Genomic DNA, 25858 nt, shown 5'->3' with positions numbered 1-25858 from the left:
GTAGTGGTATTGTATAGGTAAAATATCAAATTGTATAGGAGTTAAAGTTGAAGTATATAATTCGTTAAGTTAACATCATGCTCTAAATTCATTTTTTTTCGCAATCTGTAACGCTTAACCTCTACACTCTTTGGAGAAATATTAAGCAAAGGTGCTATCTCTTTGGATGACAAATTAAGTCGAAGATAGGCACACAATCTAAGGTCGTTTGATGTTAATGAAGGATGTATGCTTTTAATTTTCTTCAAAAAGTCTTTATCTGCGTTATTAAACGCTTCTTCAAACAGCTTCCAATCGTCTGTTGTATTTAAGTTATTATTGATAAGCTTTATTACAGATTTTAAATCTTCAATCCTCTTTGCCTTTACAAGCTCCTTTTTTATTTCATTAAGCAATTCGTTTTTGTTAATTAGATTCATCGTAGACATACCCAACTCGCGATTTTTGTTTTCTATATCTTGTTGAAGATTCTGATTTTTAAACTGCATTAGTTGCTTTTGGTTTTCTAAACCTTTTATCTCCAGTTCTCGCTCTTTTTTCTTCAATAATTCTGCACGTTGCTTTCTATAATGCTGTTGATTTAACCAATGAACAATTGCTAATAACAAAACCAAAATCAGTACATATATAGTTATAGCGAGAGGTGTTAAAAACCATGGTTTACTGATTTCGAACTCATAGGTAATAGTATTACCAGAAACGGCATTACCAACTTTGGCTTTAGCTTCAAAAGTATAGTTACCATAAGGTAAATTTTCGTATAACACTGTGGAATCTTCAACCCAATCACTCCAATTATTATTGAATCCTAATAATCTATACTTGTACTTTGAGTTAAGAAACTTATCAAAATTAGTTACACTATATTCGAAAGAAATATTATTACTCTTATTAGTTAATATACTAGTAGAATCTATTTTAAGCACTCTAGCTTCTTGATTTAAAGCATAATTAGTTATTCTATTAAGAGCTATTGAAACTTCGTAATCATTGCTGTTCAGTTTATCTAAATCAAACACTAAATAGCCATTTGTAGCACCCATTAAATATTTGTTATTATCGAGTTCTAAAAGATTCTCGTAACCCACTTTAGTTTTTCGAAGATCGTTAGGAAGCGATAACGAAGAGGATCTATAGTTTGAAGACATCTTACCTGGCTCTACATAATTCAATGTGTTTTCAGAAAATGCCCAAAGTCTATCAGAATTTTGATCCTTAATTAATTTACCGGAAACATAGTGTTTAGAATCTATTAGTTTACTTAAAGAACTATCTCTCTGAAATGATTCTCTCTTAGTATCGTATCTATACACGCCATCCTCATAAGCATAGAGCACATGACCGTTGTAGGTTACTAAACCAGATTTATCTCCTTTTGGAACAGACTCTTTTTTGAAAGACTCAACAGCAGTAAAATCTTCATTAATTTTTAACTTATACACACCCTTATACTCATGGTTCACAACTATTTCGTTTTGATTAACAAATTCAAAATACCTAGAAGAAATATTGAAACCTTCTAACTTATTTCTCAACAACCATTTGCCATTGGATTTGAGTAGAACATACAGACCATTGTAATTTCCTTGCAATAAAAAATCTGATTGAGCATTAATTTTTTGTAACTGCCATGTTCCTTGTATTTCTGATATGAGCTTAGCTTCATTATTATAAATAATAAAGGTTCCTTTATCATGACCACAAAAAAAGGTGTTGTCTATGTTTTGCAAACTCCAAACCTGACCTTCTGTACCCTCAATGAAATTAAATTGGTTATGAGATTTAATATCTCTGTAAAACAACCCTTGATTAGTTCCTAAATAAAGTTTCCCGTCATAAACTAATGATGTATAAACAGTACCTAAAACACCAGACTCGTCATTATATACAGAAAATGGTGAATTTAAATTTATATTATTTATACCATTATCCAGACCTAACCAAATATTACCTCTACGGTCCTCAAATAGCGATAGAACTGTATTATTGCTTAAGCCATTGGTTTGATCGATTTTTAATCTTACTTCACCATCTTCATTTAACAAAATTATTCCGTGAGATACCGTACCCAGCAAATATCCACCACTTCTTAATTGTATACTGCTGTATATACTATTATGAAAAAGTGTCTGCTTTAGTTTTAGATTCCAAACCTCAACTGTATTATTCTTAATGACATAAAATCCATTTTCTTTAGTAAGAATAAGCAAATTGCCATTACTATTAAAAATATTAATAACAACTTTATCTTTTATTAAGTCTGAATCTGTAACCAATTTCTCTTTGCCATTTTCTATCATAAAAAGTCCTTCGTTAAACTTCTGATAAAATATAGCTTCGTCTACTTTATAAATTTTGGTAATCGTATTTTGTGACTCAATGACCTTTAATTCACCACTAATATTATTATAAATATATATATGGTTTAGCGACTGAAAGAGTATGTAATTTTCTAAAGAAACAATATTCCAAAACTGCTCATCATCTACTAACTCAACCTTTAACTCCTCTACTAAAGACGTATAATTTAGTTTACCAAAATTATCTTTTTCCCAATAACCAAAATCCATATAACAACCAGAGTATATACGATCATTAATAACTCTTACAGATCTTAAAATAGATTCATTTGGGGTTTTGTATAATTGCCAGCGTTCACCATTATATTCTAAAAGACCTTTGTTATTAGCAAAATACATTTCATTTGTTGAAGCTTGAGAAATAGACCAATTTTGATCTTCTGCTTTATAATCTTTGGTAGTAAAAATTTGAATCGGAGGAATCTCCTGACCATAAAGAATGGATGAGATTAAAACAAATAATATGAAAAATTTCTTACTAATCATCGTTCTTAGTCGATTAATAAATTTAAGAATTAAAACCTAACACAACATTAGTGTTAAGGTGTTAATACTTGTAAATATAAGAACTTTGAAAAGCTTTGTAGTGGTAAGCAATTGAGTTTTATTAAAAAAGAAATGTGAACTTCAATAAAAATCAAACATCATGCATCAATAATGCCAACAAAACATGGAACTATTTAATTATGGTTTAAAAGTCTACTATACCATATAACCAACTGATATAAGGATGTTAGAAATATAAAAGCTATTTAATTAGATTATGAGAATTCTATTATCTAAAACAGTTAAAATTGCTATGTTGAATTACAAAAATTGAAAGCCTAATTTTATTCGCCAACATGCTTTTTATAAAATTTCCAAGCTTCATTAGCAACGTTTCTTCCAAGCTCTAAACCAGCAACATTGTCGGCTTGAATATGATATCCACCTAAAACTCTAGAAATACCTGCCATCTCGGCTGTTTTCGTAAAAGTTGGAAATTCTAAGGTAATTGTATCACCTAAATTATTGGGCTCTGTCATAGCACCTGCAATCAATTTTGCACTAGAACCAAACTCGTCACTCCCAGTCCAGAGTTTAAGCGCTTCACCACATCCACCGCTTATTGTACTGTGTCCTGAAGTATAGCTAGGGAATGGTGGGCACAAAAAAGTATCGGGAGAGTATGGCCTCCATTGTTTACCAGCCATTTCAACCATACCTTTTCCTTCTCCTCCCCATGCTTTTATCTTTTGATCGTCGTAATATTGGTGTACTAAAGCGTAAGGTCTTGCAAAATCATAATACATTTTTGAATCCCATGACGCTATAAAAGCATCCATAGCTACAACCTGATTGTAAAAGTACATTTTTACATCTTGGTCTAAAGTATGATTATCTCTTACGGAAACATCTTGGGCAAATTTAAGCCAATGACCTGCTTGTTGCACTGATTGCGGACCATCTCTCATAAATTCAACTAAGGCTTTCTGATAGTCCGTTAAATTAGCTTGCATATCAATGACTTCTTGCACTTCTTTTTTTAACTGCTCAGAACCTATCATTGGTGGTGGACCTGGTCTAAATTGATCTCCAGATCTTAAAGCAATTGGCTTAACCTTATCCCAAAACGGTGTTAAACAACCAGGTGCAAATTTTCCTCCCTTACCATCAGAAAAGTATTTAGGCTGCCAGCGATTAGGGTCTACACTTTGGTCTACCGAGTTAATGGGTTCATAATTAGTATAATCAAAATAAGGCTGCCCATTTGAGCCTTCTTCTTCTCCATATTGATTTGATCCATCATCTTTTCTAGCTTCAATTACAGTTTTTGCAGCTAAATTTCCTATACCTTCAGGTGTGTTGGGATCTAAACTTTTATTATTGGGATCTAATCCCAAATCTCTCATAAAGTCTTCAAACATCTTTTGGTCTGAATAATAGTACTCGCTCATTGCTCGAAATGCCGCATAACTAACAGCAATTTCCTTATTTTTTAGAGAGCGCTCATCTTCTGGTCTACGCTTAACACCATCTAAATAAACCGGAATTGCGTTTTCATCATACCTAGACCAAGCATCAAAAATTGAAACAAAAATTAATGCTAAATATCTCGAAGTGATAGTTGGTCTTGGTTTGAAACGTTCGGTATCACTAGCTGTAGCAGTCAATGCTAATTGACCCCATTTATATGCAATATTATTTACACCTTGTGGTTCCTCAGCTAATTTTACTTCTTTATTACTAGTAGCATCCTTACAACCAAAAGTGAGGAACATCATGAAGAAAATTACATAAACTCGTTTCATTAATTGTTAATTTAACCTGTAAAATATGTTAGAACACCTATAACTACAATGACTAAAACAACTGATAATATGACATCAATTGTATCAAAGCTATCTTTATTTTCTTGTTGTTGTCCTTCAGACAATGTGCCAAAGGCTAAACCTTTTATTCTTTCGTAATTTGGTGCTTGTGTTGCTAAACTTACCAACACACAAACTATTATTGAAAATATGAACATAAAAATTGCCATATGAGCAAAATTAATTGTAGCAAAAGTATGTGCTACACCAGACAAGCTTTCAATACTTAATTCTGCGGCAATACGCAATACTGCTACAACCAGACCTGACATTAAAGTCACAATTGCGGCCTTAGCATTAACACGTTTCCATAAAATACCCAATACAAAAACTGCGGTTATAGGCGGTGCAATATAAGATTGAACAATTTGAAGATACTTATACAAAGTACCTCCTCCTATTTTCTCCATTATTGGTATCCAGATAATACCTAAAACAACCACAATAGCTGTTGCAATTCTCCCTATCCTAAGAAGCTTTTTCTCTGGCATATTTGGTTTTAACTTCTTATAAATATCTATAGTGAATATTGTTGAGCACGAATTAAATACTGAAGCTAGAGAACTCATCAATGCAGCCATCAATCCACCAGCAACCAATCCTTTTAAACCTGTTGGCAAGAGTGTTTTAACCATTACAGGAAATACTTCATCTGCTTTATCATAACTTAAAACCCCTTGTTGTGAAAGTGCAAAAGCTATGATACCTGGTATTAAAAAAATGAAAATCGGTAAAATCTTCAAATAAGCACCAAAAATTGCGCCTCGTCTTCCAATCTTAATATTCTTAGCGGCCAAAGTACGCTGTACAATATATTGGTCTGTACACCAATACCAAACACCTACTACTGTTCCTCCGAATAATAAACCTGTCCAAGGAAAATCAGGATCGCTCATTGGTCTCCACATATTAAAATGTTCAGAGCCAACAGTTGCCCTTAATTCACTCCATCCTCCTACTTCTTGTAAACCTAAGTAGGTTATAATTACAGAACCAAGAATTAAAATAACCGTCTGAAGGGTTTCGGTATAAATTACGGCCTTCATACCGCCAACGATGGTGTATAAACCAGTAAATACAACGATACCTATAGCTCCATACCAAAAAGGAATACCTAATAGTTCTGAAACCACAATACCACCTGCATAGATTGTTACCGAAACTTTAGTAAGTACATAACCCACTAATGAAAAGACAGACAAAAACCATCGCGATCTTGTATCAAAACGTTTTTCTAAAAACTCTGGCATTGTAAATGCTCCACTTCTTATGTAAAAGGGTAAAAACAACCACCCAAGCAAAAGAACAATCCAAGCATGCAATTCATAATGCGCCATTGGCATTCCTGACTCTGCACCTGTACCTGCCAAACCAACAACATGTTCTGACCCGATATTTGAGGCAAAAATTGAAGCTCCAATAACAAACCAACCAACGTTTCTACCTGCAAGAAAATAGTCCTCTGTATTCTTATTTTTCTTTAAAATCACCCAAACTGCTACAGCTATGAGTGCTAAAAAATACAGTCCTAGGACTACCCAATCTAACCCACTAAGTATGCTCTCCATTTATTAGATGTATTGGTTGATAATGTTTTCGAAAAGTTCTTGCTTTCCACTTTTAAGTTCTAGCTCACCATTTTCATGGGCTATTTCATATAACGCTTCTAAATTCAGTTTTCCTTGTTCAAAATCCTTTCCCTTGCCAGAATCAAAAGAACTATAACGTTCTTCTCGGAGCTTTTTATAAGGAGATGATGACATAATCTTATCTGCTGTGATTAGTGCACGTGCAAAAGTATCTGCACCACCAATATGCGCGTGGAAAACATCTTCTAAATCCGTTGAGTTTCTTCTTATTTTTGCATCAAAATTCACACCTCCACCTTGGAGTCCACCTGCTTGTAGAAATACAAGCATAGCTTCCGTAGTTTCAAGTATATTATTTGGAAATTGGTCTGTATCCCAACCATTTTGATAATCTCCTCTATTAGCATCTATACTACCTAACATTCCTGCTTTTGCCGCCACTTCAAGTTCGTGCTGAAATGTATGTTGGGCTAATGTTGCGTGGTTGACTTCAATATTTATTTTAAAATCTTTATCTAAACCATACTCACGTAAAAAACCTATTGCAGTAGCCGAATCAAAATCATACTGATGCTTAGAAGGCTCCATTGGTTTAGGTTCAATAAAGAAAGTTCCTTTAAACCCTTGTTTTCTTGCATAGTCTCTCGCCATAGTTAGGAATTGAGCCATATGATCTAACTCTCTACCCATATCTGTGTTTAACAAAGACATGTAACCTTCACGACCTCCCCAAAACACATAATTTTCGCCGTTGAGAGCCATAGTAGCATCTAAAGCTAATTTAACCTGACCACCTGCTCTTGCTACAACATCAAAATCTGGATTAGTTGCTGCACCATTCATATACCTTGGGTTTGAAAAGCAATTGGCTGTTCCCCAAAGAAGCTTGATTCCTGTATCATCCATTTTAGGCTTGATATAATCTACTATTTGAGATAAACGCTTTTCAGATTCTGCAAACGTAGCACCTTCTTGAACTAAATCGTAATCGTGAAAACAGAAATAGTCAAATCCCATTTTTGAAATAAATTCAAACGCAGCATCAGCTTTAGCTTTTGCGGCCTGTATTGGATCCGCAGCTTGGTCCCATTCAAAATTTTGCGTTCCAGGACCAAATGGATCTGCTCCTTGTCCACAGAATGTATGCCAGTAAGCTATAGCGAACTTAAAATGTTCACGCATAGTTTTTCCAGCCACCACTTTGTCTGGATCATAATATTTAAAAGCCAAAGGGTTATCGGATAAATGCCCTTCATATTTTATCTTATCTATTCCTTTAAAGTATTCTTTCATCTCTTTATTATTTTATATTCTATATTTAATTATTTGTATCTATTTTCTAAATATTGAACCCATGAATCATAGGCCTCTTTATACTGTTGTTTATCCGTTAATGGATAGTAAGTCAATACCTTTTCATTTTCAGAAAAAGCCGATTCTAACGTTTCAAAATCTTTGTTAGCAACACCTGCTGCCCTAGCCGCACCCACAGCACCAGTAGAATCCATAATATCTATTTTGGCATCGGTTAATGTTGCTATTGTTTTTGAAAATATTTCTGAACGAAACAGATTATCGTTTCCAGCACGTATTCTTGAAACTTCAACACCATCTTCCTTGAGTATATTTATACCGTACACAAAAGCAAAAGCAATGCCTTCTAAAGCTGCTCTAAAAAGATGTTGACTTTGATGTTTATTGAAATTTAAATTAAAAATCGACGATCCATTATTTGCGTTTTCTAGCATACGCTCTGCACCATTACCGAAAGGTATAATTCTTAAACCATCAGACCCTACAGGAACTCTAGCTGCAAGCTCATTGATATCATTATAACTAGAACTTGATGCTAATTGACTTTTCATCCAACTGTATTGAATACCTGCTCCATTAATGTTTAAGAGTTTGCCAATAACAGGCTTTTCTTTTGTGTAATTAACATGCGCGAAGCTATTTATTCTTATACTTTCCTTAGAATCCGTTCTGTCTGTCAATGCATAAACAACACCGCTTGTACCTCCAGTAGCTGCAATTTCACCAGGATTTAGCACGTTTAGAGACAAGGCATTATTAGGTTGGTCTCCAGATCTGTAAAGTACTGGTATGCCCTCTGGCAAACCAATTTCTTTTGCGGCTTCCTTGTTCACTAAACCTTGGTTTGAGAAGGTTGGAACAATTTCCGGAATTAAATCGGTACTAATACCAAAATGCTCAAAAAGCCATTCAGCAGGTTTGTTTTCTTTAAAATCCCACATAATGCCCTCAGAAAGACCAGATATGGTAGTAGTTGGCTTCCCTGTTAACTTCAATGATATAAAGTCACCTGGTAGTAAAAACTTATAAATTTTACTGTAAACTTCAGGTTCATTTTCCTTAACCCATTTAAGTTTTGACAAGGTGAAATTCCCAGGAGAATTCAAAAGATGTGAAATACATTTTTCTTTTCCAACTTCAAGAAAAGCTTGATTACCTATATTAACAGCTCTACTATCACACCAAATTATCGACGGACGAAGTACATTATGATCTTTATCTACTGTAACGAGTCCATGCATTTGATAAGCAATACCAACACCTTTTATTTGGCTTGAGTTGACTCCTGTTTCTGTTAGAAGTTTTTCAGTAACTTTTATAATATTTTTCCACCACAATTCAGGTTGCTGCTCTGCCCAACCTGTCTCTAGGGAAATAATCTTCATCTCATTTTCAGGATAATTGGTAATACCAATAGATTGTCCGCTTGAAGCATCTACTAACGCAGCTTTTACCGAAGAGCTTCCCAAATCATATCCTATATAATATGCCATTACTTATTTTAATTTCGTTCTAATTGATTGAGTTTATTTATTTCTTTCAACTGGTTATACTAAGATAAAACCTTTTATTTGGTATAGGGATCAATAGTTTGAATGCTACCATCATCATTGTATGTAATCTCTGTCACTTTAATTGATCTTAGATGCGTAACCCCTTTTGAAAGTGACGAATCATGATAAAACAAATACCATTTTCCCTCAACTTCACAAATAGAATGGTGAGACGTCCACCCTACTACTGGATTCAATATTCGTCCTCCATAAGTAAATGGACCATAAGGATTATCACCTACTGCATAACAAATAAAGTGCGTATCTCCTGTTGAATATGAAAAATAGTACTTTCCGTTGTATTTATGCATCCATGCAGCTTCAAAAAAGCGTCTTTCATTATCTCCTGCTAATAGTAAATCTCCGTTTTCATCAAGTATTTGAATCTCCTTTGGTTTTTCAGCAAACTCTAATAAATCATCGGTCATTTTTGCAACAAAAGGCAATAATGCTGGCTCATCATCCTTTGGCAAATGTGCTGTAGGACTTTCTGGTTCTTCGGCATTAAAGCTTCCTGTTCTCCAGCGCTGTAGTTGTCCTCCCCAAATTCCTCCAAAATACATGTAATAGCTGCCATCTTCATCTTCAAATACTGCAGGATCTATTGAAAAACTATTCTTTATAGCTTCTGGCTGAGGCTTGAACGGTCCCATTGGTGAATCGCTAACAGCTACACCAATTCTAAAAATACCATCGTAGCCTTTAGCAGGAAAATACAGATAATATTTTCCGTTTTTGTGTGCTGCATCTGGTGCCCACATTTGTTTTTCTGCCCAATCTACGTCATTGACATGTAGTGCTAAACCATGATCTACGGCTTCAGAATCAACACTTTTCATGGAAATTACATGATAATCTTCCATAGCAAAATGACTTCCTAAATCGTCAAATGCTTCACCAGCATCAACATCATGTGATGGATAAATATATATTTTCCCATTAAAATAATGTGCAGAAGGATCTGCTGTGTATATGTGTTTTACCAAAGGCTGAGAAATGGCCTTTTTATTTAATTCATCAAAATCTATATGATCAATACTATCTTCTGGCATAATGTCTTTTCTATTTATTTAAAATCGTCTTGCTTTAAGTTCTGTTTCTATTTGAGTTTCCATCTTTTTATTGATTTCATAAAAGAATAAAAGTAAACAACCTATGAAAAAAGGAATTGAAGGGTAAATACTAACGAGCAGTTTTGTTCCGTCAATAGCGCTTTCGGGTTGTGTAATTAAATCTAGCGCTACACCTTTTGCTTGAGCTGCCTCTTTTGTAATGTAACCATAGGCTTCCAATATCCAAGCTACTAAAGAGCCACCTATCGTCAACCCTAGTTTTAGACCGACCATCATAGCCGAAAATATAATGGCTGTAGCTCTTCTATTGGTTTTCCATTCTGAATAATCTGCTACATCAGCAATCATAGCCCACAGAATCGGAATTGTTATTCCATAAAAGAATCCATGTAGTATTTGCGATAAAAACATGAGTTCTACCGATTCTGGTGAGAAAAAGTAGAATATCAAAATAAATAAAGTTGAAATAAACAGAAAGAACCTAAAAACATCTCTTTTACCATATTTATCAGCAAGTTTTTTAGAAAGACCAATGCCTACAATCATGAAAATTATTCCACCTGCATTAAAAAGTCCGAAACCTGCCGAAACTGGATCTTCACCAAAGAAATTAATCCCAACATTAGTTAAAGCATCCAGAATTGGACTTATAAATTGAGTTAATTCACCAGCATCTACGTAATTCTTAAAGTAATAGACATATGAACCGCCTTTCATAGCAAGTGTTACAAACACAAGCGTTGTGAGAACAAGCATGATTACCCATGGTTTATTTTTTGTCAAATCACTTAAATCCTCTTTTAAAGTTGATTTTTGTTCTGGCTTAGGAATTACACGTTCTCTTGTAGTTAAAAATGTAATTATTAGCATAATAGTTCCTATAACCGCCAACCATGTCATTACCTTTTCAATACCGACAGCCTTATCACCTCCACCTGCAGATTCAATAATGGAGAGCATAAAAACTTGTACAAAGAATTGTGCAAACATAACAGCAACAAAACGATACGCTGACATACTGTTTCGCTCTTTCATATCTCCAGTAATAACTCCACTTAAAGCTGAATAAGGCAAGTTGTTTGCTGCGTACAACAATAATAATAGAGTATAGGTTATAACAGCATAAATCACTTTTCCTTTATACTCGAAATCTGGTGTACTAAAAGCTAATAACGCAATTACACCAAGTGGAACGGAAGTAAAAAGAATCCATGGTCTAAATTTCCCCCATCTTGAGGTAGTTCTGTCTGCTAATGCACCAATAATTGGATTAAAACCAAAGGCAGCGACAAGACCTACTACGAACATAATCGCAGAAGCATGACCAGCATCTAGACCATAAATATCTGTGTAAAAGAATGCTAAATAAGTAATTAGCGTTTGAAACACCAGATTAGCCGCTAAATCGCCCAAGCTATAACCGACTTTTTCTAGTACTGATAATTTTTGTGATTCTGTATTCATTTTGATTAGTTTAGTTCGTTTAATGATGCATCACTATTCAGAAAAGTGACTTTGAGGTGGACCTAAATAACTTTTAGGTAAACTATTTTCTGAAGTTTCTATAACGATTTTCTGAAGCACCAAACCTTCATCTACTCTAAAATAATTTAGGGTATGATTTCCAATTTCATTAATCTCAAATTCGGTAGTAATAATCTTAATATTATCACCAACATCATTGTGCCAATTGCTAGGTACTTTTCCGTTGTAATTAAATATTAGTGGGTCAGAATCATAGTTTACTAATGTTGGTTTTTTATCATTAAAAGATAAACCGTAATACATACCTTCTCTTGTGGAATAATTAATTGTAGGTGAAAAATAAGCATGTACCTTTATTGTTCCTTTACTTTTGAAGTGAACATCATATGATAATTTTGGTGAACTAGAAGTTAACTCTACTCTACCTTCTTTTATTGGTAGAGAAATTATCGAAGACCCTGTTTTTCCTAAATTTTCAACCGTTTTCCATTCAAAAGGTTCTGGTTCTGATTTATCTGTGAAATTTGTTGCTTCTATAGAAATGTAATTATTGTTTTCAATAAACCCTTTTGCTCCATTTGGGATTTCTATTTCAGCATCGGCTTTTTCTTCTTCCACAGCAGTGTATTCTGTATTTTCATCGACAAGTGTTGTCTCAGGAATATTATTATACCTAGGTGAATTCCAATATGTGTAACCAATATGGGTTTGAGACATCATACCATCCCATTTTCCTCCAGCTACCTCTTCATGATAGTATTTTGTGATTAAGGAGTCCTTCACAAACAACTCTTCTACTTTTTTAGCATACTCGTTTGCTAAAGGATTACCTTGTTCTGCATACCATTTATTTTTTTGAGCAGCTATATACAACTCATTTAAATTTGCACTTGCCTCTACAGGATGCTCAACTAAATGGTAATAAGCATTATGATATTCTTTTGGTAGTTTTTGTTTTAGATCCTGAACTTCATTTAGTAAAGTATTATAGTCTTCAACTATTTTATCGGCTTCATTGAAGTTAGTTAGACTATACACATAGTCATTTAGTTGTTCTGGTTTTCGTCTTGCATTAAACTTGGTATATTTTTTTACAAATTCACCTATCGCTTCAGCATGTTCTTTACCGAATTGTTTTGCTGCCCATTGTGTGTAATAGTCTTGAAGGTTATCTGCTGTCCATTTATCTGGATCCCAAGCATAATCTAGAAAAAATTCAATAGGAAATTCCATTGGTTTTATATCACCAACATTTACAATCCACACATTCTTCACATCATGTTCGTAAGCCAAGTGCATTTGTTCCCAAACGCGTTCTATTTGTGTTGTATTAATCCATTTGTAACTTCTTGGCCCACCAACATAATCGAAATGATAATAAATACCGTAGCCACCTTCTCTAGGTTCAGCATCTAAAGCAGGAAGTTTTCTTATGTTTCCCCAATTATCATCACAAAACAATAAGGTCACATCATCTGGCACTCTCATACCCTTATCGTAATAATCTTGAACCTCTTTGTAAAGCGCCCATATTTGAGGTGTTTCGTCAGCAGGTTTGCCCGTAACTTCTTCTATAATGCCACGTTGTGCTTTCACTATGGTTTCTAATAAATCAGTGGCTGTTTCTTCGCTCATGGCCTCATCTCCGTCACCACGCATACCCACAGTGATTAATGACTCCCAGTCTTTTGCTCTTTCCATTCCACCTTTCCAGAATTCTTCTAACTCGTCTTTGTTCTCAGAATAATTCCAAGGTCCTTTTGCAAAAGGAGGTTTCCATTCTGCATGAGCACGTGCCAGAGGCTCGTGATGAGATGTACCCATTACAATACCTAACTCATTTGCAAGCTCACCATTGGCTGGATCATCTGCATAAAACTTTCTTGGAGACCACATTGCAGGCCAAAGATAATTGCCTTTCATACGTAGTAAAAGTTCAAAAACATGTTCATAAAATTCGGCATTAAAATCACCAAATTTTGGATATACCCAACTTGTTAATCCTGGAGCTTCATCATTTATAAAGATGCCACGATATTTTACTTTTGGTGTGCCTTTGGTGTGGCTACCTCTAACTATAAATACATTTTCCTTTTGATTTGCAGGAACATCGCACCAATAATAAACTGGCGACACTCCCATTTCATAAGACATATCGAACATACCATAAATAGTACCTCGCTTATTACTTCCTACTATTACCAAGGCTTCATCGACACCTTCAAATGGATTTTTTACAGTTTCTAATAAAAAAGTGTCCCATTTTCCTTGAATTGATGAAACATCAATTTTCTTATCAGAAATCAGCTTATCTATTAATTTGCTCTGACCAATTGTTCCCACAATAATTGCAACACCTTCTGTTGGCTCTTTATCTACAATTAGGTTTGGTTTTACATTGGTAACTCGTTCTATGTCGTGTTGAAATTTTTCTGCTATTTTTATAACTCCGCTATGTTCATTATCACTTAAATAAATTGGAGTTGCTTCATTATTATTAACTACTGCAAAACCTGCATCAGTTTGAATATAGGATTGAAATTCCTTATTGTTTTCTAAGTTTTTATTGTCTTGATTACAAGACAACAAAACCAAAGAGATAAGAAAGAGTAAGAATTGATTAGATTTCATAGGTAATTTAATTATCGGTTTTAAAAGGTGAAGCTGGTAAATTTTCTTTATTGAATAAATTGGCTTCATCAGGATTATCTGCCCAAGCATACCTAACTGCCACTGGGTTTGTAATACTTGGATTTGTAACTATTACTTTATCACCTTTTATTTCTGCTTTTGCCCAAACAAATTTTTTATCTGCACCAGCTATTGCAAACTCTTTTAACTCACCTCCTTTAGCCATTAAACCACTGCCTGTGTTTTCAAATTCTAGAATTATCTTATTTCCTTTTATTTCATAAGACTTAAATAATGGACCAGAATACACAACTTCAGAGTCTTTGTAGGCTATATTTTTAGCTGCTAAAGCCAATCTTTTACCAACATCTTTTTTATTTAGAGGATGAATGTCATTCCACTCACCAATATCAATAGTAACAGCCATAGCAGTATTTGGAAGAGATAATGTTTTTAATTGTGCATTTCTCAACTCAGCCCAACTGCTTTCTGTTGGTGTGTCATTAGCCTTTAAATAGTTAGCCAGCTGAACAAATAAAAACGGAAGATTATCTTGGTTGAATTTCGCTCTCCAGTTTTCTATTAAGCATGGAAAAAGTGTTTCGTATTCCTTTGGGTTTTTAACGTTAGATTCTCCTTGATACCAAATTACACCTTTTAATTTGTAATTTAATAATGGCGCTATCATCGCATTATATAAACCTGTAGGTTTCCAGCGAATAAAAGTTTGACTGGCTTTAGCTGGCATCTCAGCTCCGAGCTTATATTTCCATGTACCTTTTAAACCAATCGTATCTTTTTCTGAGGTTATACGATAAGGTTTATCTTCATAAAAACCACCATTTCCACTTTCATTGATAACTCTAACGGTAATGTTATTTTTACCCTCAACCAAAAGATCTTTTGGAATTGTATACCATCTTGGTGGATACTTATATCCTATAGTACCAACAAAGGTTCCATTAACATAAACAGAATCTGAATCGACAACTCTACCAAGCTCTAATGACAAGAGTTGATTTAGCATTGACTTCGGAACATCTATATCTTTTCTAAACCAAACCACACCGTGTTTGTCCCCAAGTTTTTCATCAATCCAATAGCCTGGCACTTCCATTTCCTCCCAATTTGATATATCTAAATTCTTGTTATACCAAGGAGTTTCTTTGTTACCTAAATCCTTTTTATGAAGTGTGTAATGCCAATCTTTCCAGTAATTGTCATCATGATTTTGAATGGAATCTATTAGCTCATCATTTTTAAATTGTTGTAATTCATTAAAATAATGTGGAAATTTTTTTAGCGCATCTTCACTTAACCAAGATTCGGCAGGTGAGCCACCTAAGCTCGCATTTATTAAACCTATAGGTACCTGATAGGTATTGTATAATTCTTTAGCAAAGAAATAGGCAACAGCAGAAAAATCTGAAATAGTTTCTGGGCTAACTTCTTGCCATTTTACTTTTTCAATATTTTGTTGTGGTTGCTTAAAATTATAGCGTTGTGGAATTTCAATATAGTGTATTCTTGAATTTTGAGCTGTCGCAATTTCTTCTTTATACAAAGGTTTTACTCTTCGCATAGGCAATTCCATGTTTGATTGCCCTGAACAAAGCCACACATCACCAACTAATATATTATTTATAGTTATGGTGTTAGTACCTGAGATTACCATTTGATATGGTCCGCCTTCTTTTAAATCTTTTAAAACCACCTTCCACTCGCCATCTGAGTTGGTCTTAGTTTCAAGATTTATGTCATTAAAATTTATGGTTACCCTTTCACTTGGTGAAGCCCAACCCCAAACTTTAACCTCAGCGTTTCGCTGAAGCACCATGCCGTCACCAATAAAGCTTGGCAGTTTTACCTCAGCACTTAAGCCATAACATGTAAATAAAAGACTTAATGTGAATACTATTTTTTTCACCAAAATCATTTAGAATCTGATTTCAATTTTATTATTGAATGATATGCTTTTTTCTTTTCGTTGTTTCTATCAAATAATAAAGGATAGTTAGTTCTTCCTTCTATTGGCCAATCATTTTTCCATGAATCTCCATCATTGACTCCCCAAAATGTTACTCTATTAATTTTGTCTTTATGCTTCAGGAACAACTTAAAGATATCTTCGTAACGCTTTGCTAATTGATCTTGTATTGAATCTGGTAATTGCTTAGGATAAGGATTCATTGTTGGGTCTGTGCTTTCAAATTTCACATTAACATCTGCACCTGAAAAATCCCATGGCATTGGTATTACCGATACATCTAATTCTGTAATATCAACTTTAATTCCTAATTCCGCATACTGTACTATACTGGTTTCAATTTCTTCAATGCTTGGACGATTCAAATCCCAGTGACCTTGCATACCTATACCATCTACTCGCACTCCTTGTTCTTGCATTCTTTTTATTATTCTTATAGCACCTGCACGTTTGTTAGGATTGGTCATGCTATAATCATTATAAAATAACTCTACTTCAGGATCTGCTTTTTGAGTGAGATTAAATACCAATGACAAGTAATCTTCACCAAGAACATCTAAAAAAACTGTTTTGCGCAAAGTACCATCATCATTTAATGCTTCGTTTACAACATCCCACGCATCAATCTTTCCTTTGTATCTACCAACTATTGTATTTATATGATCTTTTAAAGCTTCAACCATTGCTGTACTATCTGATATCTCCTTAAAAAACGGTGATAATTGACTATGCCAAACTAGGGTATGCCCTTGAATATGCATATCATTTTTTTCTGCCAAGGCTACAAGTTTATCCGGTAAATCAAAGTTATAAGTGTCTTTATTTGGATGAATTAATAAAGACTTCATAATGTTTTCTGGAGTTACACTATTGAACTCTGTACTTATTAGTTTATTTTGAACAGAGTCTTGCTCTTCTATCTGACTTGTATTTAAAGCCACACCGATTAGAAAATCCTCTTTGAAGGCATCTTTTAAACCTACACTGTTATTTTCTTTTTCAACTTCTTCTTTTTTTTGCTCACAACTATTTAAAATCAATAGGCTAAGAAACAAAGCAAAATAATGACGTACATTTTTCATCTTGGTTATTTTTTCTGCAATAATGCAATCGGTTGCGTAAATATAAAAAAAAACAGAGTATAATCACTATCTTGCAAACTAATTGTTTAAGTTCTATATATGAAATACAGAGATTTAGATTATAAAGATTTCACAGTAAGCGAAGTAGGTTTAGGTTGTTGGCAACTAGGTGGAGATTGGGGAAAAGATATTTCTCAAGACAAAGCCTTTGCAATAATGAACAAAGCGGTTGAAAATGGAGTTACTTTTTTTGATACTGCTGATGTATACGGTGCTGGTAAAAGCGAAGAGCTCATCGGAAAGTTTTTAAAATCAACAGAAGCTAATCTTAAAGTCGCCACAAAGTTTGGACGTGATGCCAGTGTTTTTCCAGACAACTACAGTGAGAAAGCTTTGCGGTTATCAGTTGAAAATTCATTGAAGCGATTGGGCTTAGACTCTATTGATTTATTACAACTTCACTGTATCCCATCTGATGTTTTATATAAGGGTGAAATTTTTGATTGGTTAAGACAGCTGAAACAAGAAGGCCTAATTAAAGCTTTTGGAGCTTCTGTCGAAACTATTGAAGAAGGATTATTTTGCTTAGAACAAGAAGGTATTACTTCGCTTCAAATTATCTTTAATGTCTTAAGACAAAAAGCTCTAGATGAACTTTTACCAAAAGCCAAGGAAAAACATATTGGGATTATAGTTCGATTGCCTTTGGCCAGCGGATTACTAACAGGCAAGTTTACTAAAGAAACAACATTTGCAGAATCTGACCATAGGAACTTCAATAGAAATGGTGAAGCTTTTAATGTAGGTGAGACATTTGCTGGCTTACCTTTTGAAAAGGGAGTAGAACTCTCTACAATATTAAAGGAAAAGTATTTACCACAAGGTTTAAGTATGGCTCAATTTTCACAAAGGTGGATATTGGATCATGATGCTGTAACATGTATAATTCCTGGTGCTAGCTCACCTAAGCAAATAGATTCTAATTGTAGTGTATCTGAGTTAAATACATTAAGCTCTAATCTTCACTCACAATTAAATGCATTTTACACCAACAACATACATCAGTATATTAGAGGTGTCTATTAATTAGAAATATTAGCTTATATAACCTTTAGAAATAGCTATACATTTTATTATATTATTTTTACTAACTAAATATGAATAATCAATATGGCCAATAATAGAGATATTACTATTTATGACATTGCCAATGAGCTAAATTTATCGAGCTCTACGGTTTCAAGAGCTTTAAAGAATCATAGAAGTATTAGCAAAAAAACCATAAAAAGAGTGAATGAAATGGCTGATAAAATGGGATACACACCCAATGAATTAGCCTCCAGTTTGAGAAATAATAAAACAAAAACTATTGGAGTACTAATTTCTCGCCTCAATAGACCTTTTGTAACTTCTTTGATATCTGGTATTGAGGAAACTGCTCAGAAGGCAGGTTATAATGTCATAATAGCTCAATCGCATGATTCTTATAATGATGAGGTAACCTTAGCTCAAGCCTTATATAATAGTAGAGTAAGTGGTATCATCTGTTCTTTAGCCATGGAAACAACCAAGACCAATCACTTTGATCAATTTATAAAAAAAGATATTCCCTTGGTTTTTGTTGATAGGGTTCCGAAAGATTTTGACACTTATAGAGTAATGATTGATAATTATTCTGCCGGATACAAAGCCACCAATCATCTAATTGAAATGGGAGCTAAACGTATAGCGCATATTGGTGGATTAAAATTCAGAAACATATATAAGGAACGTGAAAGAGGTTACAGAGATGCATTAAAAAAGCATAATTTACCTATTGATGAAGATTTGATTCAACACGTAAAAAGTATGAGTTACGATGAAGGTGAAAAAGCTACCAACAAACTACTTGATATGGATAATCCTCCAGATGGTATTTTTACATCAAATGACACTACTGGAGTTGCTGCAATTCAGGTTGCAAAACAAAGAGGATTGATAATACCAGACGAACTTAAAATTATAGGGTTTAACAATGACCCTTTATCACAAATTATTGACCCAGGACTGTCAACAATATCGCATCCTGCATATGAGATGGGTAAAACATCTTCAAAAAAAATACTTAAACATTTAAAAAAATCAGACAAGAAAAGCATAACAGAGATTACTTTTCTAAATACAGAAATTATAGTTCGAGGTTCTACAAAAACAAATTAAACTCTGAAACATTAACCTTAATCATAATTATACAATTCTAGTTTTTGTATCGTATAATTACCCAAGAAAATTCTAATATGCCTCCCTTGATGTGTTTGGTCACCATTTAAATGTCTTAACACCTTCCAATTGTCATCTATCTTGGAAATTTCTGTGTTTTTTAAAATTCCAACTTTAGCATTCTCTAGCTTCGTATTCTTAAATGTAGCAACAATACCAGTTCCTGCTATATAAAATTCATTTTCTCCTGTTCTAATAAAAATAGCGCCTGCTGGTTCCCAAACTTCGTTCTTGGCATTACTTTCCCAACCCAAAGTATGACTATGTTTTACTATGAACTCATAGTCTCCTAGTGTAAATGTTGTTTCAGGATTTTCCTTATCTAATAAAACTCCTTCTATAGTATTTCTCCCGTGATTTGTTGTAATTATGGAACTTAGCTGATTAATTAATCCATACATTTTACTTAAGTTTTCACTCGCAACATCATCATTAGATTCTATCGAAAAAGGCGAAAAACCAATAGCTTCATAATGCCCAATTGCATAAATCGCCTTTGCTGCTACAGTACTATCAAATCTGTGCTCTGGAATAAAAAGTGGATTTCCATTTCTAGTATATAAATCGTTCCAATGCTTAAATCTTGGATTATAAAAGTCTGGTGAGTAGAAATCGATATTTGACGCTGCGGCTTTCCAAATATCTAATAAATGAGGTAAAGGACCTGCACTTGGATACTCACCTGGTTTTTTATTAGGTGCATTTAAAGCTGCATTTACAAACATTGGTAGGTTGTACTCTTTCTTACCTGCTTTTACAATTTTATTTGTGTATTCTGCAAAATACCATGCCATAAAGATTTCATCAGTATGTAATCCTTTACCGAATATCTCTTCCCAATTACCCTGAGTTTTATACCCATTTTCTTTCCAGTGAGAGACTAGTTCAGGAGCTAAGTTCTTTTTATTTTTAGTTAAATAGTTTATTAATTCATCAGGAACTGGTTTATTGAACTTTTCATTAGCCAAAGGATGATAATCCCTAGCTGAAGGAAGCATCCCAATTTCATTCTCAGATTGTACAAGTATTACCGTGTTTTCTTTCTCATCTATCTCCTTTAAATGTGCCATTAACATTGAAAAAGCTCTTAAATCTGCATTTAAGTTATCTTCACTAAAAGGTGTTAATATTTCATGACTTATACCATTATCATCTTTTACTCTAGGAAATCTTTTTTGATCTAATTTAACCCAAGACGGAACATGACTAGACATGCTATTTTTCCAAGAGGCAAACCATAATAGAACTAGCTTTAAATCATTATGCCTAGCCTCCTGAATCAATTTGTCTAATAATTCAAAATCAAACTCACCTTCTTTTGGTTCGATTAACTCCCAGTAAACAGGCGCTAAAACAGTGTTTAGATTTAGACTTTTTAACTTAGGCCAGACAGTTTCCATATTACCGAAACTTGTAAATGTAGAATTGCCTAATTCACCTCCAAGTATTATAAATGGTTTTTGGTCTACAATCAGTTGAGTGGTATTACCTTGCTTGCTAAGATGCGGTATATTTTGTGACCAACATGCAAGAGCTAAAAAAAATAGAAATACGGTCAGCTTTACATTCATAGCTTATTTTTTGAGGTCTATTTGTTTATTGGCTTTGACAATATATCAGATTTTCAATGTTATTTCCTCTATATCTATTCCCAATTCTTTACTACGAGCCATTGGGCTTGAACCACCAACATAGACTTTAAATTCGCCAGGCTCTAACACTTTTTCACCAAGTTCATTCACAACCTCAAACATTTCTGATGTTAATTTAAATTCTATTTTTTTGGTCTCCCCAGATTTAATACTAACACGTTTAAAAGCTTTTAGTTGAGAGTTTGGAACTCTAAAAGAAGCTTCAACATCTGTAATGTAAAGTTGAACTACTTCATCCGAATCTACATCTCCATCATTTGTTACATCTACAGATAAGGTTATTGTACTATTCTTTGATATAGACTTTGATGATAAATTGACATTACTATATTTAAAAGTGGTATAACTCAGACCATAGCCAAATGGGTACATTGGATCTGAATCCATATACTTATAAGTACGACCTATCATTGAGTAATCTTCATAATCAGGAAGCTGATCTAAAGATTTTGGAAATGTAATAGGCAATTTTCCTGAAGGTGAGATTTTACCAAACAACACATCTGCTATAGCATTACCGCCTTCTTCACCTGGATACCAAACCAACAATACTGCATCTGACAACTCTTCAACTTCTGCAAGATTCATTGGACTTCCGCCTGTGATAATACTGATAATAGGCTTTTTATTGTTAGGATCTTTATCTGCGGCTTTCCTCAATCCTTTAAGATAATCTATTTGACTTTTTGGCAAATTATAATCTAGTCTATCTCCTTTTGTTTTTGATGCAATGGAAGCTCCTTCTTCTCCTTCTATCAATCCAGAAATGCCTAAAGCAACAAATGTAACATCTGAATTTGAGGCGTTTCCTGTGGCATAATCTAACGGATTTTCTTTAGGAACCGTGAGCATTGCACCCATTCTATATTGTAGTTGACTTGCTGGACTTATTGCTCCTGCTATACCCTCCATTATGGTAACCATCTTAGGGTTTACACCATAATAATTACCTAACAGCACTTCTGTGTCTATAGCTACAGGACCAGTTATAAAGTACTTGGACAAATCATTTTTTACTGGTAATACACCATTATTTTTGAGCAGTACAATACTTTTCTGTGCTACTTCTCTAGCCAAATCTCTATGCGCATCACTATTGATTACATCTTCAGAAATATCATCATAAGGATTGCTTTTAGGTGGGTCGAACAAACCTAATCTAAACCTTGTTCTAAGCAAAATAGCTAATTTCTCATCTATTTCGGCTTCAGTAATAAAACCTTGTTTCACAGCTTCAGGAAGTCCCTCTAAATAAGAATCGCCACAGTTTAAACTCACACCATGTTTTACTGCCATAGCAGAGGCTTCAGCTTGCGTTTTTGTTACACCATGACCTCCTTCACCTTTAGGTGTGTAAAAATCTACAATTGCCCAACAATCACTTAACACATGACCTTTAAAATTCCATTCATCAAGTAAAACATCTTGTATTAAATATTTATTAGCGCAACATGGTTCTCCGTTTGTACTGTTGTAAGCACACATAATGGCTTCTACATTAGCTTCCTTAACCAAAACCTCAAATGCAGGAAGATAAGTTTCCCATAAATCTTTCTTGCTCGACACAGCGTTAAACTCATGTCTTAATTCTTCCGGACCACTATGAACAGCATAATGTTTAGCACAGGCTGCTGTTTTTAAATAATCTGGATTATCACCTTGTAAGCCCATTACAAATGATTTTCCAATAACAGACGTTAAATAAGGGTCTTCACCATACGTTTCTTGTCCACGACCCCAACGAGGATCTCTAAATATATTAATATTAGGAGTCCAAAAAGTTAAGCCGCCATATTGTTTATGATACCCTTTTTCTTTTGCTACATTATGCATAGCACGAGCTTCGTCTGAAATTGCAGAAGAGACTCTAAATGTTAAATCATCATCAAATGTAGCGGCTAAACCAATGGCTTGAGGAAAGACCGTTGCTACTCCCGATCGTGCTACTCCATGTAGCGCTTCATTCCAGTAACTGTATGGAGGAATATCTAAGCGTTCAATTGCACTTGTATTATGCATCATTTGATCCGCCTTTTCTTCCAAAGTTAATCTTGAAATTAAATCTTGAATCCTTTCTTCCATAGATAAGGACGTGTCATAAAAAGGAAATTTAGCCTCATGTAAAGATTGTACTTCTTTATCATTAATTTTCTTGTTTGATTTAGTGTTCTCACAAGAAAAAAATAACATTACACCTAGTAACGCTAGTAAAAAATTAGACGCTTTCATACGCAATTGTCTATTGATTAGTTTTTGATTTTATAGTAATAATTGCTTTAAAAAATATTTACGCAACCGATTGCAATATATTGAAATTTTAGCAATTCTATAGTTTAAACCTTTTTAAAGATTGAAGTTTGAATACATAAAAAGCTTTACCCTAATGAAGAATTCTATTACTATTTTTAGCCTAAAAGCTATTAAGCTGGTTTATGGCAGCATCAGAGGTTTTAACTGGTAATTTGCAAGTCTTATCCTTACAAACATAGATGTACGTTTCATCTTCAACAAACCTGTTTTTATATAATGGAATAAGGCTTTGTTTTGTGGTTCCTACCATTAATGTATTTGGATAGTGATACTTATTCAACTTTAATAATTGTTCTTCAGCATTTTCACCAACAACAGCAATTTCATAAAAGGGATATACTGTTTTAATGAGCAAGCTATTCCAGTTACTAAAAGAATCTGGTTTTTCTTTAGAGTAAGAAACAATAGACTGAAGCATACGCTTACTTCGGTTTAAGTATTCATTATTATACTTTATGTGTCCTAGAAGAAATAAATTTTCTGCTACCACTGAATTAGCTGATGGCATTACACCTTCATCTGTTTTTATAATTTTAAATATCAATTCTCTGCTTTTGCTAAATGTAAACATTGGCCCTTCACTATCTGAATATTCAGAAAATATAATGTCGCTTAACTCTTCAGCAAATTGTAGATAGTGGTCTTCAGTTGTAATGAAATATAATTTTAAGGCTGCTTTTTGTAAAAACGCATAATCCTCTAAAAAAACTTCACTCTTTTTACTATTAGCCTTGTAAGAATGTATTAAACCGTTATTATTGAAAGCTTTCGATTTTAAGCTTTTGAAAGTAGAAATAGCCGACTGAAGATATTCTTCTTCATCAAAGGCAGAATAAGCATCTAAAAAACCAATTATCGCTAGAGCATTCCAAGAAACTATAATTTTATCATCAACTTGCGGTAACTGCTTGTTGTATCTTGCTTCAGACAAACTTTTATACCATTCAGATTTTAGCTTTAAAAAGGCGCTATCCTCTAAACCATGTTTCTTAGTAAAGCTTTTATCATTATTACTTTTAATTAAGTGATACTTCTGACCTGCTAATATATTTGATTTATCAATTGAAAAATACGATTTAAATAAATCAAAATCATTGACTACCAGCCTACTAAGTTCTTCTTCAGTCCATAGATAATAAGCACCTTCTTCTAAGCCTGAATCTATAGAAGCAAAATAGGTATTAGATTCACTATTTAATGCTCTATCCAAAAAACCAAAAGTTTTTGTAACAACCTCTTTATATAACGGATTTTTAAACACCTTGTAGGCTTTTGAATATGTACTGATTAACTGAGCATTGTCGTATAACATTTTTTCAAAATGTGGAATTTCCCACTTTTTATCTGTACTATATCTAAAAAAACCTCCATCTATATGATCATTTACTCCCTTAAGAGCCATATAATCAAGGGTTAATTTAAGTTGATTTAAAGCTGAGGAATCTTTATTTACAGTGCCATAATCCAATAAAAAATCAAGGTTTATTGGCATCATAAACTTTTGGGTAGTCGAATTTCCTCCCCAAATAGTGTCCCATTTAGACTTTGAATTAGCGAATATTTCCAAAATATCTTCTTCAATAAAATCTTTGTTTGAAGATTCATTTTGAATTTGATTCACTTTTTGAATACCAGCCTCTAAATTTTCAGCATAATCTTGCGCTTGTTCAGGCTTGTTTTTATAAAAGTCATTAACTTGAAGTAGCACCTTTTCCCAATCCTCCTTGCTATGATACGTTCCGCCATACAAAGGTTTACCGTCTGGTAGCGCAATAACATTTAAAGGCCAGCCACCACTACCATTCATTAGCTGAACTGCAGTCATATATATATTATCTACATCTGGTCGTTCTTCTCTATCAACTTTGATATTTATAAAATTTTCATTCATTAGTTTGGCAATGCTATTATCAGAAAATGTTTCTTCCTCCATAACATGGCACCAATGGCAAGATGAATAACCAATACTAATAACAATCAACTTGTTATTTTGCTTTGCTGTATTAAGGGCATTTTGACTCCAAGGTTTCCAATCTACTGGATTATGTGCATGTTGTAATAAGTAAGGGCTCGTTTCATTTACAAGATCATTGGTAAACTCATATTTGTTATCTTTTTTATCGGAATTATCACAGGAGATAAACATGATAAATAAATTAAAAAATAGAATCGTAGCCTTCTTAAATCTCATTTTATCAATTATGATGTGTTA

General features: G+C 33.7%; 15 protein-coding genes. 2 read left to right on the top strand and 13 right to left on the bottom strand.

The genetic code is table 11. The features are described 5' to 3' along the window. Nucleotides 1–41 precede the first annotated feature (41 nt). The 10 genes from V1468_RS12650 to V1468_RS12605 all read right to left on the bottom strand — a co-directional run bounded on the left by V1468_RS12650 (nt 42) and on the right by V1468_RS12605 (nt 17425). Complete coding sequence (locus V1468_RS12650; RefSeq protein WP_331810591.1) at nt 42–2846, bottom strand: helix-turn-helix and ligand-binding sensor domain-containing protein; 2805 nt, start codon at nt 2844–2846, stop codon at nt 42–44. Between the two features lie 344 nt (nt 2847–3190). After that, nucleotides 3191–4651 (bottom strand): vanadium-dependent haloperoxidase, encoded by a 1461-nt coding sequence (locus V1468_RS12645; RefSeq protein ID WP_331810590.1) that lies wholly within the window; start codon nt 4649–4651, stop codon nt 3191–3193. A gap of 11 nt (nt 4652–4662) precedes the next feature. Further along, a complete protein-coding gene (locus tag V1468_RS12640) occupies nt 4663–6279 on the bottom strand; it encodes a sodium:solute symporter (protein WP_331810589.1) in 1617 nt (538 codons plus the stop codon). A 3-nt stretch (nt 6280–6282) separates the two neighbouring features. After that, nucleotides 6283–7593: a xylose isomerase gene (gene xylA / locus V1468_RS12635; protein ID WP_331810588.1), complete on the bottom strand. Its 1311-nt coding sequence runs from the start codon at nt 7591–7593 to the stop codon at nt 6283–6285. Nucleotides 7594–7622: 29 nt separating this feature from the next. Continuing rightward, nucleotides 7623–9107, bottom strand: coding sequence for an FGGY family carbohydrate kinase (locus V1468_RS12630; RefSeq protein ID WP_331810587.1), 1485 nt, complete (start codon nt 9105–9107; stop codon nt 7623–7625). A 74-nt stretch (nt 9108–9181) separates the two neighbouring features. Next, complete coding sequence (locus tag V1468_RS12625; RefSeq protein ID WP_331810586.1) at nt 9182–10219, bottom strand: glycoside hydrolase family 43 protein; 1038 nt, start codon at nt 10217–10219, stop codon at nt 9182–9184. Nucleotides 10220–10237: 18 nt separating this feature from the next. Next, on the bottom strand, nt 10238–11704 hold the full coding sequence (locus V1468_RS12620; protein WP_331810585.1) for an MFS transporter: 1467 nt from the start codon (nt 11702–11704) through the stop codon (nt 10238–10240). Nucleotides 11705–11737: 33 nt separating this feature from the next. Continuing rightward, the gene (locus tag V1468_RS12615; protein WP_331810584.1) at nt 11738–14356 is read right to left on the bottom strand and encodes a glycosyl hydrolase 115 family protein; all 2619 of its coding nucleotides are present in this window, start codon (nt 14354–14356) and stop codon (nt 11738–11740) included. A 7-nt stretch (nt 14357–14363) separates the two neighbouring features. Beyond that, nucleotides 14364–16292 carry a sialate O-acetylesterase gene (locus tag V1468_RS12610; protein ID WP_408647370.1) on the bottom strand — a complete coding sequence of 643 codons (1929 nt, stop codon included), beginning with the start codon at nt 16290–16292 and terminating at the stop codon, nt 14364–14366. Continuing rightward, a complete protein-coding gene (locus tag V1468_RS12605) occupies nt 16289–17425 on the bottom strand; it encodes an endo-1,4-beta-xylanase (protein ID WP_331810582.1) in 1137 nt (378 codons plus the stop codon). Before V1468_RS12605 ends, V1468_RS12610 begins: the two co-directional genes overlap by 4 nt. Nucleotides 17426–17524: 99 nt before the next feature. On the opposite strand from V1468_RS12605, the gene V1468_RS12600 reads away from it, so the two are divergent. Together V1468_RS12600 and V1468_RS12595 are read left to right on the top strand one after the other, a co-directional pair. After that, on the top strand, nt 17525–18511 hold the full coding sequence (locus V1468_RS12600) for an aldo/keto reductase (RefSeq protein WP_331810581.1): 987 nt from the start codon (nt 17525–17527) through the stop codon (nt 18509–18511). 84 nt (nt 18512–18595) lie between these two features. Continuing rightward, complete coding sequence (locus tag V1468_RS12595) at nt 18596–19624, top strand: LacI family DNA-binding transcriptional regulator (RefSeq protein ID WP_331810580.1); 1029 nt, start codon at nt 18596–18598, stop codon at nt 19622–19624. Between the two features lie 17 nt (nt 19625–19641). On the opposite strand, the gene V1468_RS12590 is transcribed toward V1468_RS12595, so the two are convergent. From V1468_RS12590 to V1468_RS12580, 3 genes are all read right to left on the bottom strand, one after another. Further along, nucleotides 19642–21255 (bottom strand): GH35 family beta-galactosidase, encoded by a 1614-nt coding sequence (locus V1468_RS12590; protein WP_331810579.1) that lies wholly within the window; start codon nt 21253–21255, stop codon nt 19642–19644. A 45-nt stretch (nt 21256–21300) separates the two neighbouring features. After that, the gene (locus tag V1468_RS12585) at nt 21301–23565 is read right to left on the bottom strand and encodes a glycoside hydrolase family 3 C-terminal domain-containing protein (protein WP_331810578.1); all 2265 of its coding nucleotides are present in this window, start codon (nt 23563–23565) and stop codon (nt 21301–21303) included. A 181-nt stretch (nt 23566–23746) separates the two neighbouring features. Then, nucleotides 23747–25792: a thioredoxin domain-containing protein gene (locus V1468_RS12580; RefSeq protein WP_331810577.1), complete on the bottom strand. Its 2046-nt coding sequence runs from the start codon at nt 25790–25792 to the stop codon at nt 23747–23749. Nucleotides 25793–25858 lie beyond the last annotated feature (66 nt).

Source organism: Winogradskyella poriferorum (genome assembly GCF_036553625.1).
GTDB classification, from domain to species: Bacteria; Bacteroidota; Bacteroidia; order Flavobacteriales; family Flavobacteriaceae; genus Winogradskyella; species Winogradskyella poriferorum.
The sequence above is the reverse complement of the archived record's forward strand: the minus strand, read 5'-3'. Positions and strand labels throughout refer to the sequence as shown.